A 16,274-nucleotide genomic window follows, 5' to 3' on the forward strand; every position below is an offset into this window, starting at 1 on the left:
GCTGATTAAAATACTACTTGGATACCGAACAAATACTGGCGGGGATTAGCATAAGCACCTTCATCAATACCAAAATCAGTAGTAGCGTTGACATTACCTGAATTGGTAGAAATTTCAGGATCAATACCAGAATATTTGGTAATGGTAAAGAGGTTGGCTGCCTGCACATAAGCTCTCAGGCGGCTGATACCTGCTTTTTTCAGGCTTGCGAAATTAAAGCTGTAACCCAACTGCATGTTTTTGCAACGCAGGTATGAACCGTTCTCAACGAAGTAAGAGTTAGGAACACTCTGTGTGCTGAAGTAGCTGCCTGCTTCCTGGATAGGTGCTTTGGCGTGAGTGTTGGTGGGTGTCCATGAATTGTACAGCGCTGTTTTGCTGTTGGCACCACCTGGGAATGAACCATAGAAATCAGTCCACCATTTAACGTTGTTCCAGATATCATTGCCTTGTACACCGTACAGGAACATGCTGAAATCAAAGTCTTTGTAAGTAAGGCCCAGGTTTAAGCCATAGCTGAAATCGGGGCTTGGGTTACCCAGGAAAACTTTGCTGTCGTTGGTGATCTGGTGCTGGTTTTTGCTGTCAGCATAACGGAAGCGGCCTACAGCAGCATCTGTCTGGTAAACTGCGTTAGGGTTACCGGTAGCTTTCTGTGCTTCTGCATTGGCTGCATCAATTTCAGCCTGGCTTTGCCAGAAACCGGTTACTTTATAACCATAGAACTGGCTGATTGAATGACCTACAGCGTTACGCACGATGTTAGAACCATTAAAGCGCCTGCTGTCCTGGTCGAAGTAAGGTGTACCGCTGGCATCAATCTGGGTAATGGTGTTGCTGAATGTAGTGAATGTACCGGTAGCGTCCAGTTTCAGGTCTTTGGCAATATTGATGTGACCGGTTACGGCAACGTCAACACCTGAGTTTTTCATAGAAGCTACGTTGAAAGCTGGTACTGTACCGGCACCATAAGTACCGGGGAAAGTAAGCTGGTACAGCAGGTCTTTGATGTCTTTGTGGTAGTAATCTGCGGTTACTTCCAGTGCACCTTTAAAGAAGGTACCATCAAAACCTACGTTCAGGTTTTTGTCTTTTTCCCATTTACCGTTCGGGTTACCAAACTGTTGCAGGCTTACACCCTGTACAATGGCAGAACCGCCGTAAGGATAGTAAGTGGTTTGTTTGTTGGTACCGTACAGTGTGTAAGAGTTAGTGCCAAGGGCGTTAAACTGGTTACCCATGGTACCGTATGAACCGCGGATTTTCAGATCGGTGATCCAGCCTACGTTTTTCATGAAGTTTTCCTGTGAAATACGCCAGCCGATGCTCACCGCAGGGAAAGTACCCCACCTGTTGGTAGTGAATTTAGATGAACCGTCTCTTCTTACAGTTGCACCTAACAGGTATTTGTCTTTGAAAGTATAATCCAGTCTGCCGAAATAAGAAACCAGCGTGTTGTCAGCGCCAAATGCAGTGGTAGAGTTAATACCATTGTTCTGGTTGCTGTAGTTGGTTTGTGTGCCTAAGCCGGTAGAAAGTGAAGTGTAGTTGGGATCGAAATTCAGGTAACCCAGTGTAGTACCACCCAGGTTGCGGTTGGTAGCCAGGTAAGCTTCTGTACCACCCAGCAGTTTCAGGTCATGATCACCTGCTGTAAGATGGTAAGCCAGGGTGTTGGTCCATGTCCAGTTGTAACCGCTATAGGCAGTTTCTGTGTATGAGTTGGTCGTCAGGTTTTCTGAGTTCTCATATTCAGGAAAGGCAAATGAGTGGTTTGAACCGCTGTACACTTCACCGCCGAAGCTGGTGCGTGCAGTCAGGTTTTTCAGGATGTCCACTTCACCAAAAATGTTACCGAACAGGCGGTTAGCCAGGCCTTTGTTGTTGGCTGTACGCTGCTGGATGGCAACAGGGTTTTTGGCGTTACCAAGGTCTTTACCGGCAGAACCGGCATAGTTGCCTTTGATATCATACACCGGGATCATCGGGTTTTCGCGGAAGGCCATACCAATGGCGCTGCCTTCTACCAGGATACCGCTGGCTGCCTGCGGGTTGCTGATAACAGAGTAACCCATGTTTTCGCCTACGCGCAGGAAGTTGGTGATTTTATAAGTACTGTTTGCACGGATGGTGAAACGTCTTAAGTACGTGTTGATCAGTGTACCCTGCTGATTGAAATAGTTTACAGAGAACAGGTAAGCTGCCTGGTCGTTACCGCCTGTTACAGCAAGGTTATGCTGTGTAATAGGGGCATTTCTGAAGATCTGGTGGTACCAGTCTGTACCTGTTTTGTTGGCTTGTACAATCTGGTGAAAGCCGTCCATGCTGCCATTGTAGTTGGGATCGAGGTAGTAAGTAGAAGGATCTGTTCCGGGATCGCCTGCTTTGGCACCGTTAGGCAGAATATAGTCAGGAATTACAGGAGTAGTGCCTGAGCCAAACTGCGCATCGGTTGGTGCTTTACCTGAATTTTTGTAAGCCAGCCATTTCAGGTTACCCATTTCCTGCGGGCTAAGGATATCCCATACATTGCCGCCTTTGGGTTTTTGTGTACCCACATAGCCGTCGTAAGAGACTTTTACTTTGCCTGTGCCTTTGCGTGTAGTTACGATGATAACGCCGTTAGAAGCGCGTGAACCGTAAATAGAAGAGGCGCCCGCATCTTTCAGCACCTGGGTGCTGGCGATATCATTCGGGTTAATGTCATTGATGTTTTGTGTGGGAACACCGTCAACAACAAACAGCGGGGCGTTGTTGCCGAATGTGTTGAAGCCGCGGATCCTAACCTGTGGTGTTTGGCCGGGTTGGCCGGTTCCCACTACGGTTAAGCCCGAAACCTGTCCCTGCAGCATGTTGTTAAGGTCGGCCACCGGTTGTTTTTTGGCGGCTTCCATGTTAACAATGGCTACAGAACCGGTAAGGTCTTTCTTCTTCTGGGAAGAATAACCGGTTACTACGATTTCGTTAAGTGATGTGGCAAGCTGTGATAGTGAAATGGTACCGACAGACTGGCTGTTATTAACGGCTATTTCCTGTGAGGCAAAACCTACGAAAGAAATAACCAGTGTAGCGTCGCTGGCTGCGTTAATACGGAAGTTACCGTCAGCATCGGTTTGTGTGCCGGTAGTTGCGCCTTTAACAGATACCGAGGCCCCTTGTACGGGTTTGCGATCGGGACCGAGAACTCTACCTGTAATGCTTTTTTGCGCAAAAACATTGGTGCCCAGCAAGAGCAGCAATGCCAGGATAAAGCTTATCGCGCGTTCCTTGTGCTTGATGAACATAGCAATCGTTGTGTTTAACGGGATGATAAAATAGATTGATGATTAATTAGGTGGTGTTTTAACAGGAAGCGGGAGTTTACATACGCATAATTGTTAGTGTTGTTTTGGTGATAATAAAAGTTTGGTGCAAAGCGTTACCGTCCGGTATATGGCGTACCGGTGGAATATGGTGGAATAAGTTGAATTATAATCAGTAGTCTACGTGCGTGGTTCGATACTATTTACTAGGTATATGTGCATTTTAGTTTGGTTAAAATCTTAATAAACAACGCTTAATCGTAATCCTGAAAGGAGAAATACAGAAGGAGGAATGTATCGCCATTTCCATATTTGCAAGCAATCCTTTTCAAAAACAGGTGAATCGTTTAATAAATTTAGGTCTTTTTTAACCTCATGTAAATTTTACACAAACTTTTTTTTCAATATATACTTACGTTATAACTCTACATAGGCAGCGAATTGCCTCTTTATGCTGCATGCATGGCATATTCTGAAAAAAAAGTATTGCAAATGGTTAAAAATATATAAACCTGCCCTGCCAAAGGCATAAACTTCATAAGGCAATGGACGTTTATATCCATCGCCTTAGGGGCTGTAATTATAGATAGTGCGGGTTACTTAATTTTTGTAACGATAAACTGCGCAGTAATTATATTTTTCCAGGAACAACAGGGCAGCAATGTATAAAGCATAGCTCATCTGCAGCCCCGCACCATCCCATTTCTCCAGCAGGCAGGTGCCAAACAGCAGCATACCCATTACCACACCTGCAGCCAGCAGGGCATGACGGGTATACAGACCCAATAAGATAAACAGGCCGATGCCGGCTTCTGCAAAAGGCAATGCATGGGCAAACGCGCTGGTGAGTGCAGCAGGTAACAGCGTGGCCTGAAACTGGGCAACCATGCCGGTTGCAAAAGCTTCCAATTTGGGAATACGTGTTAGTCCGTGCAGTAAAAAATTGATGCCGAGTAAAACCCTGGCCAGGGCATAGGCTTTTTGCTGGTGGTTAATCATGCCATGAATTTACAGCAAAAATAAAGGGTGCCGTATACCGCGTGCCGGTACAGATACATGGAAAAATGGTATGGTTTTAAGATGGCTGCAATGGTTTGATAGCCAGTTGGCTGGACAAAGATGTTGCGCTTATGATGTACAACATATTTGTGATGAAGTGTGCGCCACAGGAAATAAGCTAAAAAAACATAATAAAAATAAAAGTCTATAAAATTGGTAGACTAATTGAAAACAACTTATATTTGATGCATCATTTAATACAACGGCAATATGAAGACACTGGTGATAATTTGCCTCATGCTAACAAGTATCATGATTTTAAGTTTTACCGATATGTATCATGCCACACCCGTTTTATTACGGGGCCGGGTGGTAAGCGGCGCAGATCATCAGCCGGTGTCACGCGCCTATATTACGGCAGTGCAGGGTGAAGAAGAAACCCTCACTGATACATCAGGCAATTTTACTTTACGAACCTGGCAAGCCCTGCCTGTTACCATTACCATACAACACGGAGATTACAAAAGCGGCAAACTGGTAATCAGCGATACTTCGCAGTTACAGCAAGTGCAGCTGCTGCGGCGTTAAATGATAAATGAGTTACGTGGCCGAGTGGTTAGGCTAAGGTTTGCACAACCTTCTACGATGGTTCGAATCCATCCGTAACTGCTGGTATTTATTTTCATATGGCAAGCAATCGAATCAAAGACTGTGTTTCTACATGGTCTTTTTTGTTTTTGGAAATGTAGCGCGCACCACGCGCAACAAATTCAAACCCGCTTGCAGATAAGTCGCTAATTTTAGCGGAGAAAGATGGAGCGTATGGCAGAGGATATACATAACAAGCGGGTGTTTTCGCTGTTTGAAGTGGCTAAGAGCATTCAGAAAACCATTATGGACAGGTATACCAGCTCATATTGGGTAAAGGCGGAAATGAACAAGCTCAACTATTACAGTCATTCCGGTCATTGTTACCCCGAGCTGGTGGAGAAATCGGGAGGCAAGGTGGTGGCACAGCTGAAAGCCAATTTATGGCGCGATGATTTTAAACGCATCAACGAAAAGTTTACAGAGGTTGTAGGCGAGCCGCTGAAGGATGGTATTAAAATATTATTGCTGGCCACCCTTTCTTTTGATCCGGCTTATGGACTGGCTTTGCGGATTATTGATATTGACCCCGGTTTTACACTGGGCGACCTGGAGCAGGAAAAGGCAAATACCATTGCCCGTTTAAAAAAGGAAGGCCTTTTTCATCAGAACAAATCACTTTCACTTCCGTTGCTGCCGCAACGCATTGCATTAATTTCTGTAGAAACAAGTAAGGGATATGCCGATTTTCTGAATGTACTAACCACCAACATTGGCGGGTATGCTTTTTTTCATTTCCTGTTTCCGTCGCTGCTGCAGGGCGAGCAGGCTGTAAAATCGATATTGCAACAGCTGCAAAGAATAAAAAAAGTGCAATCGCATTTTGATGTGGTGGCCATTATCAGGGGCGGAGGCGGTGATGTGGGGCTTTCCTGTTACAATAATTATGAGCTGGCTAAAGAAATAGCCCTGTTTCCCATACCGGTAATAACAGGCATCGGGCATGCCACCAACGAAACTGTTGTGGAAATGGTTTCATTTTCCAATGCCATTACACCCACCAAAATAGCAGAATACCTGATTCAGCAGTTTCATAATTTTTCGGTACCGGTGCAGAAGGCAGAAGAGAAAATAAAAGACAAAGCACTGCGCTTATTGAATGAGCAGCAAACACAGGTAACATCGGTATTGAAATTATTCCGATCGGTTACGCAAAATGTACTGGTTAAAAACAGGAGTGCAGTGGATGCACACGGGAAATCAATAATACGGCAGGCAGATTTTCTTTTTAAAAGTGAGCGCAATGAAATGCACGCACTGCGAAGCCGGTTACAACGGGGTGCGGCGCTTGCCTGTGATGCGAATAAACAGGCAGTAAAATTATCCGTATCACATCTTCAGAAAGATGTGGCTGCGTGCCTGATGGGGTTTAAATTCGGCATGGAGAAAACCGCGGGGTTATTGCACCATGCGTCGAAGTTGCTGGTGAGTAAAAATCAACAGGAGCTGAAGCACGATCAGCAGCTGCTTGTTGCAGCCATAAGGCAACAGGCAGATGCTGCCAGGGTTGCGGTAGGCGGACTGGAAAAAGAAGTAAGGATCATGAGCCCGGAAAATGTACTGATGCGCGGGTATAGCATTACCTTGCGGGAAAATAAAGCAGTAGGCAATTCGCAGCAGGTAAAGAAAGGCGATGTGCTTACCACCATCCTGTACCAGGGAGTAGTTACAAGTGTTGTTGAAACTTCAGAAAAAAATACAGAAGCATGAGTGAGCAGATAAAGTATACCGATGCTTTCCAGGAGTTACAGTTAATTGTTTCAGAAATTGAAAAGGGGCAGATCTCTATCGATGAATTGTCTGAAAAAGTTAAGCGGGCTGCCCAGCTGATTAAAATATGCAAGGCTAAACTTACTTCAACGGAAGAAAGCGTGAATGATATTTTAAAAGACCTGGATGCGTAAAACAGCCGGTTACAATGGGTATACACCATTCCCGTAAAATGATCAAAACTGAACAATGCCAGCCATTTTATTACCTGCGCCGGAGCGGTTTTACAGTGATTTTAATGTGCCAGGGCAAAGGCTATCCTGCAAGTGGATGGGGTTTATTGTTTATTTTCAAACCATGAAATGCCATTTAAAAAAACAGGTTGCGGCAAGCGCTGCAACTGCAGCATTGGTGCTATTCCTGCTCAGTCCTTTTCAACAGGCGGGCGCACAAGTGAAAGACAAACGCCCCAATATTATTGTAATACTGGCCGATGATATGGGCTTCTCTGACCTGGGTTGTTATGGTGGTGAAATACATACGCCCAATATTGATTACCTCGCACATAATGGCATCCGCTACACACAGTTTTACAATACATCCCGTTGCTGCCCTACACGTGCTTCGCTGTTAACCGGTTTATATAACCAGCAGGCAGGCATTGGTAAAATGACAGATGCAGAAGATGAGCCCGGCTACCTGGGGCATTTGTCTGAACATACGGTTACATTGGCCGAAGTGCTGAAAACGGCAGGATACAATACGGCGATGGCCGGCAAATGGCATGTGTCTAACACCAATGAACAGCGCACGCCTGCAGAACAACAGGCCTGGCTGAACCACCAGCTGCAAGGGGGTGATTTTTCGCCTTTACAGCAGTACCCCACCAGTCGCGGGTTTGATCGCTTTTTCGGCACCATCTGGGGTGTGGTGGATTTTTACGATCCGTTTAGCCTGGTAAGCGGCAACAAGCCTGTTGAGCAGGTGCCGGCGCATTATTATCAAACAGATGCTATCAACGATACGGCGGTAGCTTATATTAAAACCTTTGCACAATCAACGGCACCGTTCTTTTTATATGTTGCACACAATGCACCGCACTGGCCGCTGATGGCACCACCTGAAGAAATTGCCAAATACAAAAACACTTACACTGCCGGATGGGATGCCATACGCGAAGCCCGTTACCACCGCATGCTGCAGATGGGATTGATTGACAGTTCCACTACACTTTTACCCAAACGCTGGAAAAATGAACTAAGCTGGGAGCAAAACCCCGATTCTGCCTGGGATGCAAGGGCCATGGCGGTGCATGCTGCCATGATAGACCGGATGGACCAGGGCATTGGCCGCATGATACAAGCATTGAAAGCAACCGGGCAATTGGATAATACGCTGATCGTGGTACTTTCAGACAATGGTGCAAGTCCTGAAAATGCAGCTGCCTATGGCCCGGGATTCGACAGGCCAGGCGCCACGCGCGATGGTCGTGCCATTGTGTACGACACCAAAAAACAAATCATGCCAGGTGAAGAAACCAGTTTTGTTTCCATCGGGCAGCGCTGGGCCAATGTATCCAATACACCTTACCAGTACTGGAAAGCCGAATCGTATGAAGGCGGTATTCACACGCCTATGATTGCCTTTTGGCCAAAAGGTATACAAGCCAAAGGCAGCCTGAATGCACAGGTTGGGCATGTGATGGATTTTATGCGCACGTTTGCGGAGCTGGCCCATGCAAAATACCCGGCTGTGTATAAAGGGCAAACCATTATACCTACAACCGGTGTTAGCCTGGTGCCCTCGTTCAGTAATAAAACAGTACGGGGCCATGAGGCTTTGTTTAACGAACATTTCGGTGCGCGTTATGCGCGCCTGGGCGACTGGAAGCTGGTAAGTGCCAGTAATGACAGTACCTGGCATTTATACAATCTGGCTGCAGACAGAACAGAAACAACTGACCTTGCGGCCCGCTATCCTGGTAAAGTACAGCAGTTACAAACTATGTGGCGCGAATGGGCCACTACGCACCAGGTGTTTCCGAAGCCAGGGAAGAAAGGGAAATAGGAAGGACGGTTTATTGGTTGAATGGTTTGATGGTTTATTTTCGCCGCTATTTCATGTGTGCCCTGTGTTATTATCCTGTTCTTAAAAATTAAATCTACTCATGAGTGATGCTTTGCCGCTGAAACACGAACGTGTTGTTTGGGCCGATGTGCTGCGTTTTATTGCAATGTTTATGGTGATCTGTGTACACTGTACCGATCCGTTTAATATTTCACCTGCTGCCAGGTTAAACCCTGCCTATAATTTCTGGGGAACTATTTACGGTTCAGTATTACGTCCCTGTGTGCCTTTGTTTGTAATGCTTACAGGCATGCTGTTGCTGCCGGTTAAACAGGAGCCGGGCGTGTTTTACAAGAAGCGATTGCTGCGTGTGGTGTTTCCTTTTTTAATCTGGTCTGTGCTGTACGATTTATTTCCGTGGTTCACGGGTGTGCTGGGTTTGCAGCCTTCGGTAATCACACAGTTTTTTGTGTATGCAGGTGATCATCCATCGCAGGCGTTTGGTGACAGTTTACACAATGTGTTGCTGATACCTTTCAACTTTACTGCCATGTGTACGCATATGTGGTACATCTATATGCTGATTGGGCTTTACCTGTTTATGCCCATTTTCTCAGCCTGGATAAAAGATGCTACAGACAAGCAGAAGCGCATGTACCTTGGCTTCTGGATCATTACCCTGTTTATGCCATACGTGCATGAATATGTAGCCAAATACATTTTGGGCTCCTGCCCGTGGAACCAGGGATTTGATATGTTTTACTATTTCGCCGGTTTTAACGGTTACCTGTTGCTGGGGCATTATTTGTCAAAAGGCAATAACCGGAGCCTGGCCAAAACTGTACTTGTAAGCGTGGTGCTTTTCGCCATTGGCTATGCGATTACCTATATCGGTTTCGGCAAAAAAGTAGCTGATCCAAAATCAACCGAAGAGCAGATAGAATTGTTTTTCCTGTATTGCACACCCAATGTGTTTTTGATGACCATTGCCGTGTTTATGCTGGCGCAGCGTATTAAAGTAAGCAGCACATTCTGGGTGAATATTTTTGCCAATCTCACCAAATGCGGTTTTGGCATTTACATGGTGCATTATTTTTTGGTTGGCCCCAGCTGGATGATCGTAAACGCACTGCATGTGCCCATTCCCCTGCAGATAGCTGTAGCCACCAGTTTTACGTTTGCCTTTGCATGGATTTTTACGGTATTGGTATATAAACTGTTTAAGGATAAAGCAAAATGGGTGATGGGGTAACCACACACATTGTTAAAATCCCCTGCGCAAGCTGTCTCAGCTGCCGTGGGTGAAAGTATTCTCTATCTTTGCCAGCGCAGTAAAATGGTTGGCACCACTGTTTTACTGCGCTTAAAATTTCAGGCAATGACACAATGGATACGTGGTAGTTTATTTTTACTCACTGTGCTGGGTTTTTCCAAGGGTTTTGCACAAAGCAAAATGGCTGCCCGGCACGACAGTATTTCCAATTGTGTTCATGTTACCACACCCAACTGGACAGGGCATCACCCGCAGAAAACAGACCGTATGCTGAACTTTACCATGCTAAGTCTTGATACGGCAGGGCGCGAAAGCTGGCGTTCGGGTGTAATTGAAAGTTTCGATGCCGATGGTGACGGCTTTTTTATTAAAGTAACCACACCCGCCTATGTGCCCAAACATAGCGGCGGCATCTGGTGTACGGGGTACATACAACGCCCGCGCAAAAAGGGTTTCGATACTTTACAGGTAAACTATGGCGTGGTAAGGCCAGGCAGGATACAGCTCGCGGTAAAGTCGGCCGCGCCGCTTAATGAATTATACCTTATCCCGGCCAGTTTGTGGACGGCGAAGATTGAGCAGTCTGACTGGCAAACCAATCCCGCGCAGATCGAGAAATTCCGCATCTATATTTCTCCCAAAAATGTCATTGCCAATATTGATGAAACCACATACGTGGTAATTGGTAAAATCAAAGAGCAATACCATACTGCGGTGCATTACACCAAACCTTATATTGTAGAAGCGCTGCAAACGGTTACACTTAATTAGCTGTGGTTCTTATTTTTTACCGTGAAAAACGCAAAGCCGCAATGAGGCAATCAGCTAAAGGCCGCTGAAATAGCCAGGGTGATCACTATTGTGCAGGAATACATTTTTAATTTTTATATACAGATATTCGTCTATATTTGCGAACTGTCAATCCGCAACCTGGCAGTTGGCCGGTTGTCATTATATCTTTTCTCATTTTTATTAGTAACCTCGGACTATGTTTCTACATGGTCTTTGCTTTCAATCTTTCCTCGCCGGCAGGCTTATTTTAACCTGTACATTCCCGGGTTATTTTCTTCACTTTCCGCTCATCCCTTTTTCGCACGGCATGTTAAAAAGAGTATTTATTATTGGGTGAAATTAACCGCATGAAGTATAAACAGCTGGGCAATTCCGGTTTGGTTGTATCTGAACTTACGCTGGGAACAATGACATTTGGTGAAGGGGATTTTTATGGTTTGAAATTCAGTTTTGATCAGAAAGGCGCTACTGAACTGATTGCAACTGCCATTGACAAAGGCATCAATTTTTTTGATACGGCAGATGGATATGGCAATGGCCAGAGCGAAGAGATTTTAGGCAAGGCACTTGCCGGCAAACGCAAAGATGTACTGATTGCAAGCAAGGCCTGTTTCCGCACAGGGCCACAGGTTTTTAACGCAGGCGTTAATGCCAAACACCTGATTGAACAATGCGAAAACAGCCTGAAGAAATTACAGACAGATTACCTCGATGTATTTCTGCTGCACAACGAAGATCCCATAACACCGGTAGATGAATCGCTGAAGGCGGTGGAGAACCTGGTACAACGTGGCCTCATCCGTTATGCCGGTTTCTCGAATTACCAGGCCTGGAAGGCGGCTACGATGATACAGCGCCAGAAAGATTTGCACTACAGCCCGTTTATCACTTCGCAAATGCATTATTCTATCCTGAACAGGGAAGTAGAATCGGAGTTTGTGCCCATGAGCCTGCACCATGGTGTTGGCATGATGGTATGGTCGCCGCTGAGCAGTGGCTTTTTAACAGGCAAGTACACGCGCAGCAACCCGCAGCCGGAAGATGGCAGGTTAAATTCCTTTGATCTCGGGTTGTTTGACCGTGAGCTGGGTTATACCGTGGTAGATGCGATTACCGAAATAGGCAAGGCACACAATACCACACCTACCGCAGTGGCAATTGCCTGGCTGCTGTCGAAAAAAGTGGTGTCAACCGTAATCGTGGGCATCAGCAAAATGCAGCAGCTGGAAAGCAACCTGCAGGGCGCCGAACTGGAACTCAGCACCGCGGAAATTGCAGCCATTGATGCGCTTACACAACCTGTGGTGCGTTACCCCGCAACCTTTGCCGGCTTGCAGGACCAGGAGCTGGTTAAAGCACGCAACAACAGTGTATAATTATTCCATATAATTTTGTTCATCGTAAAACCATTACCCATGCTGGCCATAGAAAATAATATCCTGATCCAGGCACCTGCTGCAAAGGTGTGGGATGCACTCACCAATCCTGAACAAACCAAACAGTATATGTTTGGCTGCGAAACCGTGAGCGACTGGACAGAAGGAAGTACATTGGTATGGCGTATGATACATGAAGGGCAGGAGTTTATCCCGGTAAAGGGGTTTATAAAAGCCATTGAGCCGGGCAGGTACTTGGCGTACACAGTGATTGACCCGCACAATCCCAATTTACCGGATGTGCCGGAAAACTATCTTACTGTGACCTATACCTTAACAGAGCAGGATGGTGCTACCAACCTGGAAGTAAGCCAAACCGGTTTTGAAACCGCGGCTGAAGGGGAGAAGCGGTACCAGGATGCCTATAATAACGGCGAAGGCTGGAACCCCCTGCTGGTTAAAATAAAAGCACTCGTTGAAAATAACTAACCGCTGCAAATGGTTAATTCCCGCAAAAGCGCACGTCATGTGCGCTTTTTTTATGCCCTGTTATACTTCACTTGCATCATATTAACGCATTGTTTGCTGTGTAAGCGGTTATGTTGTTGCATAATGTGTAATGCAGCTGGCATGCGGCCTGCAGCGGAATAGTCCCGGCTAACAGCGCAGGTTGTAATCACAATGATGGATGTGGTTTTTCCCATTGCATTTCTTATAAACAGTTTCTACATTTATACCGTGCATGCTTTCTGCTGCTAACTGCAAATACCTGCTAAACACCAGGGACAATCATAGTTTAATTCCTGATCGATGCCATTTTGTTAGGGCCTTTCTTTTCATGTAAAGGCTTCAGGAGGCGCTTAGCCGAATGTCATTGAATTCCTAATACCATTTTTATGTATCAACAAAAATCAGTTCGCGTTTTTGTGCGTGCCCTTGTGTGCACATTACTGGCCTCGCAACTGCTCACGGGCTGCTATACCTATCGTATTTCAACGAAGGCGCAGGAGGGCACAGAAATACAAACCAGGCACGTGAACGCTTATTTCTGGGGATTGGTACAAAGTCCCAAAGCCATTACCACACCTGTTTGCGATTCGCTCAATGCCAGGGGTATGGCCATTGTACAAATGAAAACAAACCTGGGTTATTCGCTGCTAACGGTTGCAACACTGGGCATCTGGTGCCCTATGACGGTGCAGTACAAATGCAGCAAACCCTGTCCGCTTACCGGCCCACTTTAAAACTTACTGTTATGATGATTGTAAAATCGGGTAAAACACAATGGCAGAACAGGCATGAAGTGTTTACCCAGCCAATAAAAGATCTGTATTTCCTGGGCAACGACAATTCCATGAATGCACTCGATGCCTATAACGATGCTACTGTGGCTATCCAGAAATTGATTGCAGACGCCATACAGCAAAACACAACCTTGCGCGCGCTGGGCTCGGGCTGGTCGTGGACAAAGATTGCCACTACCGGTAACAACGGTATTATGCTCGATACGAAACCGCTTAATTCCATTTTCACCATATCGCAGCAGCAGGTTTCGCCCGACTATAAAGGCGATGTAAGCAAGCTGGTTTTTGCACAGTGCGGTGCTGCCATTTGGGAGCTAAGCCAATACCTGCAGATCCGCAACCTGTCGCTGAAAACCTCGGGCGCCAGCAACGGGCAAACCATTGCAGGCGCTATCGGCAGCGGCGCACATGGCTCTGCATTTGATTTTGGTGCGGTGCAGGATTTTGTGGTGGGGCTGCATATCGTGGTTGGTCCCAACCGGCATATATTTCTTGAACGCAAATCGGCCCCTGTTGCGGGCAGTGAAATAATACAGAAGCTGAAAGCAGAACTGGTGCAGGATGATGCATTGTTTTATGCAGCGCTCATTAGCATGGGATGTTTTGGTTTTGTGCATGGGGTAATGATTGAAACAGAATCACTGTACCTGCTGGAGTGTTATATGCGTCGCATGCCTTACGATGCCAACCTGAAAAAGATCATGGAAACACTGGATTTCAGCAATGCCAACCTGCCCTGCGGAACAGAACGGCCTTTTCATTTCGCGGTACAGATTAACCCGTATGATATAGACAAGGGCGTGTATGTAACTTCCATGTATAAACGGCCTTACACACACGATTACCAGCGCGCCAGTGATAACCAGGATGGTATTGGTCCGGGTGATGATGCCGCCTGTTTCGTGGGCAGGCTTACACAAGCTGTGCCTGCTGCCGTTCCCTTTATTGTAAATAAACTACTGGCCGGTGCGCTTACCCCTTATGAAAAAAAGATGGGCACACTGGGTGAAATATTCGATAACACTACCCTGCATGGCAAGTTGCTGTGCGCGGCCATCGGCATACCCATTTCGTTTGTAAACAAGGTGGTGGATATACTGCTGCCAATGACCAGGGGCAATGTGCCTTATGCGGGGTTGTTTGCATTGCGGTATGTGAAGAAGTCTAATGCCACGCTGGCTTTTACACGTTTTGATACGACCTGTATACTGGAGCTGGACGCCGTATTTTCGGATGCAACGCTGCAATTTTATTCCGCTGTATGGGATAAGCTGGAGCAGGCAAATATTCCGTTTACTTTTCACTGGGGTAAAATGACGGAACTGGACCCTGACAGACTGAAATCAAAATACGGTGCTGCGGCCGACAGCTGGCTGGCAGCGCGCAACCAGCTGCTGGATGCCGATACCCGTAATGTGTTTACCAACCCGGTAATGCAGCAGTGGGGGCTGGATAAATAGCTTGCCTATGCATCAACGAATTGTATTGTGCCTGCTGTTGTTTTTTACCGGCCTGTTTGCCCGTGCACAAAATGCCGCGGCCATTTTTGATACGCTGCAGGCCATTAACCAACGCATCGCAGCATTGCCTTGCAGCACCGGCAAGGCGCAGCTGGTAAGCAACCGCGCCATGAACCTATACCTGACTGATAAGGTGGGCACCTACCTGTCTGATAATATTGATCTATCCTATCACATCAATACACTGGTGTTTAATTCATCGGAGGGTACAGTGGCGGTAACGCATAACCTGTACAGCCCGAAGGGGAAGGATGATGCGGTGCACAGCATGATGAGCATTGGTATTAAAACCAATATTTTCAATGCATGGAATGCTGCGTTTGCCAATAAGCAATACAATAATGAGCTGGGCTTTACCCTAAAGTATAACTGGATAGGCAGCAGCAAAACCTATGCAACACCCTGTAATGGCAGCAAGCCAAACGCCAGGCAGTTGATGGATGCGCAACGCGCTTCCCTGCTGCATTTGCTGGGAGACCGTATGAACAATGATGCCACTGCGTTTGAACAATCGCTCAGGAAAATACAAACAGCAGAAATACCCGGGCAGGATACGGCTGTTGCCAATCAATACCTGCGCACTACGTATTATGCCAACCTGGAAAATGATTATGCGCTGAACTTTGCAGCCTCGCAGGCGCAGGCCCTGATTGATGTGCATCCGTATAATTTAATCACCAGCAACTGGACCAGCATTTACGCCTGCATTCCCTTACTTACGAAGACCTTTACTGTTACACCGGGCTTCACGGGTGACTTTACTAACCGCCATCCCTGGCCCTGGCAGGTAGTGCTTAGCCATACCCGTTTGTGGGAAAGCAGCGCTGCAGGCCGTTTCCTGGCGACTTTCAGGGCGTCGGCCTTTTACAACAATGCCGCCAGTGCGAAAATGTTATTACAGACCAATCTGGCCGGTTACCGGGATAATGGCGGAACAGATACGGCTTATTTTGGCGCGCACCCAACACATGATGTGTATGTAGGCGATTATAAAAACTTTGTTACACCTGCGCTGAGTGCGCAGCTGGTGTATATTCCGCCTGAATGGCATTTTGGGCTTACGTGTATGCTGGAGCAGCATTTGGGAACAGACCATGTGCTGAATGGAAAGCTGGCGGTGCCCATGGTGCTTATTAACAGGAAAGGCGCACCTACTGCCACATTAGAGTTCCAGGTGCGGTTTTATGATATGGCGAAGGTGGTGCAGCAAAATACCAGCTTTGGAGACAGAACATCGGTAGGGGTGACGATTGGCGTGCCGTTTGAGCGGGTTGCGTTTTGAG

General features: G+C 46.6%; 13 protein-coding genes and 1 tRNA gene. 12 read left to right on the top strand and 2 right to left on the bottom strand.

The window, feature by feature from the left end:
• Positions 1-5 precede the first annotated feature (5 nt).
• Positions 6-3,284, bottom strand: coding sequence for a SusC/RagA family TonB-linked outer membrane protein (locus DXN05_RS06575; RefSeq protein ID WP_116846458.1), 3,279 nt, complete (start codon positions 3,282-3,284; stop codon positions 6-8).
• Between the two features lie 618 nt (positions 3,285-3,902).
• Positions 3,903-4,301 (bottom strand): DoxX family protein, encoded by a 399-nt coding sequence (locus tag DXN05_RS06580; RefSeq protein ID WP_116846459.1) that lies wholly within the window; start codon positions 4,299-4,301, stop codon positions 3,903-3,905.
• A 312-nt stretch (positions 4,302-4,613) separates the two neighbouring features.
• Between DXN05_RS06580 and DXN05_RS06585 the strand changes: the two genes are divergently transcribed.
• The 12 genes from DXN05_RS06585 to DXN05_RS06635 all read left to right on the top strand — a co-directional run bounded on the left by DXN05_RS06585 (position 4,614) and on the right by DXN05_RS06635 (position 16,273).
• Positions 4,614-4,889: a carboxypeptidase regulatory-like domain-containing protein gene (locus DXN05_RS06585; protein ID WP_158559146.1), complete on the top strand. Its 276-nt coding sequence runs from the start codon at positions 4,614-4,616 to the stop codon at positions 4,887-4,889.
• 10 nt (positions 4,890-4,899) lie between these two features.
• Positions 4,900-4,970 (top strand) — tRNA-Cys (locus DXN05_RS24580).
• Positions 4,971-5,123: 153 nt separating this feature from the next.
• Positions 5,124-6,659 carry an exodeoxyribonuclease VII large subunit gene (gene xseA, locus DXN05_RS06590; protein WP_158559147.1) on the top strand — a complete coding sequence of 512 codons (1,536 nt, stop codon included), beginning with the start codon at positions 5,124-5,126 and terminating at the stop codon, positions 6,657-6,659.
• On the top strand, positions 6,656-6,853 hold the full coding sequence (gene xseB / locus DXN05_RS06595; RefSeq protein WP_116846462.1) for an exodeoxyribonuclease VII small subunit: 198 nt from the start codon (positions 6,656-6,658) through the stop codon (positions 6,851-6,853). Before xseA ends, xseB begins: the two co-directional genes overlap by 4 nt.
• Positions 6,854-6,908: 55 nt before the next feature.
• Complete coding sequence (locus DXN05_RS06600) at positions 6,909-8,726, top strand: arylsulfatase (RefSeq protein WP_245975149.1); 1,818 nt, start codon at positions 6,909-6,911, stop codon at positions 8,724-8,726.
• A 100-nt stretch (positions 8,727-8,826) separates the two neighbouring features.
• Complete coding sequence (locus tag DXN05_RS06605) at positions 8,827-9,978, top strand: acyltransferase (RefSeq protein WP_116846464.1); 1,152 nt, start codon at positions 8,827-8,829, stop codon at positions 9,976-9,978.
• 126 nt (positions 9,979-10,104) lie between these two features.
• On the top strand, positions 10,105-10,770 hold the full coding sequence (locus DXN05_RS06610) for a hypothetical protein (RefSeq protein WP_147313846.1): 666 nt from the start codon (positions 10,105-10,107) through the stop codon (positions 10,768-10,770).
• 368 nt (positions 10,771-11,138) lie between these two features.
• The gene (locus DXN05_RS06615) at positions 11,139-12,167 is read left to right on the top strand and encodes an aldo/keto reductase (protein ID WP_147313847.1); all 1,029 of its coding nucleotides are present in this window, start codon (positions 11,139-11,141) and stop codon (positions 12,165-12,167) included.
• Positions 12,168-12,206: 39 nt separating this feature from the next.
• A complete protein-coding gene (locus DXN05_RS06620) occupies positions 12,207-12,656 on the top strand; it encodes an SRPBCC family protein (RefSeq protein WP_116846467.1) in 450 nt (149 codons plus the stop codon).
• Between the two features lie 407 nt (positions 12,657-13,063).
• A complete protein-coding gene (locus tag DXN05_RS06625; RefSeq protein WP_158559148.1) occupies positions 13,064-13,411 on the top strand; it encodes a Bor/Iss family lipoprotein in 348 nt (115 codons plus the stop codon).
• A gap of 11 nt (positions 13,412-13,422) precedes the next feature.
• Complete coding sequence (locus DXN05_RS06630; protein ID WP_116846468.1) at positions 13,423-14,931, top strand: FAD-binding protein; 1,509 nt, start codon at positions 13,423-13,425, stop codon at positions 14,929-14,931.
• 7 nt (positions 14,932-14,938) lie between these two features.
• Positions 14,939-16,273 carry a hypothetical protein gene (locus DXN05_RS06635; protein WP_147313848.1) on the top strand — a complete coding sequence of 445 codons (1,335 nt, stop codon included), beginning with the start codon at positions 14,939-14,941 and terminating at the stop codon, positions 16,271-16,273.
• Position 16,274: the final 1 nt, after the last annotated feature.

It is taken from the genome of Deminuibacter soli, assembly GCF_003412455.1.
GTDB lineage: Bacteria > Bacteroidota > Bacteroidia > Chitinophagales > Chitinophagaceae > Deminuibacter > Deminuibacter soli.

Coding starts and splice junctions, on each gene's coding strand:
- DXN05_RS06630 (WP_116846468.1), top strand. CDS start 13,423: ATGATGATTGTAAAATCGGGTAAAACACAATGGCAGAACAGGCATGAA.
- DXN05_RS06575 (WP_116846458.1), bottom strand. CDS start 3,284: ATGTTCATCAAGCACAAGGAACGCGCGATAAGCTTTATCCTGGCATTG.
- xseA (WP_158559147.1), top strand. CDS start 5,124: ATGGCAGAGGATATACATAACAAGCGGGTGTTTTCGCTGTTTGAAGTG.
- DXN05_RS06580 (WP_116846459.1), bottom strand. CDS start 4,301: ATGATTAACCACCAGCAAAAAGCCTATGCCCTGGCCAGGGTTTTACTC.
- DXN05_RS06600 (WP_245975149.1), top strand. CDS start 6,909: ATGCCAGCCATTTTATTACCTGCGCCGGAGCGGTTTTACAGTGATTTT.
- DXN05_RS06635 (WP_147313848.1), top strand. CDS start 14,939: ATGCATCAACGAATTGTATTGTGCCTGCTGTTGTTTTTTACCGGCCTG.
- DXN05_RS06615 (WP_147313847.1), top strand. CDS start 11,139: ATGAAGTATAAACAGCTGGGCAATTCCGGTTTGGTTGTATCTGAACTT.
- DXN05_RS06585 (WP_158559146.1), top strand. CDS start 4,614: ATGATTTTAAGTTTTACCGATATGTATCATGCCACACCCGTTTTATTA.
- DXN05_RS06625 (WP_158559148.1), top strand. CDS start 13,064: ATGTATCAACAAAAATCAGTTCGCGTTTTTGTGCGTGCCCTTGTGTGC.
- DXN05_RS06610 (WP_147313846.1), top strand. CDS start 10,105: ATGACACAATGGATACGTGGTAGTTTATTTTTACTCACTGTGCTGGGT.
- DXN05_RS06620 (WP_116846467.1), top strand. CDS start 12,207: ATGCTGGCCATAGAAAATAATATCCTGATCCAGGCACCTGCTGCAAAG.
- xseB (WP_116846462.1), top strand. CDS start 6,656: ATGAGTGAGCAGATAAAGTATACCGATGCTTTCCAGGAGTTACAGTTA.
- DXN05_RS06605 (WP_116846464.1), top strand. CDS start 8,827: ATGAGTGATGCTTTGCCGCTGAAACACGAACGTGTTGTTTGGGCCGAT.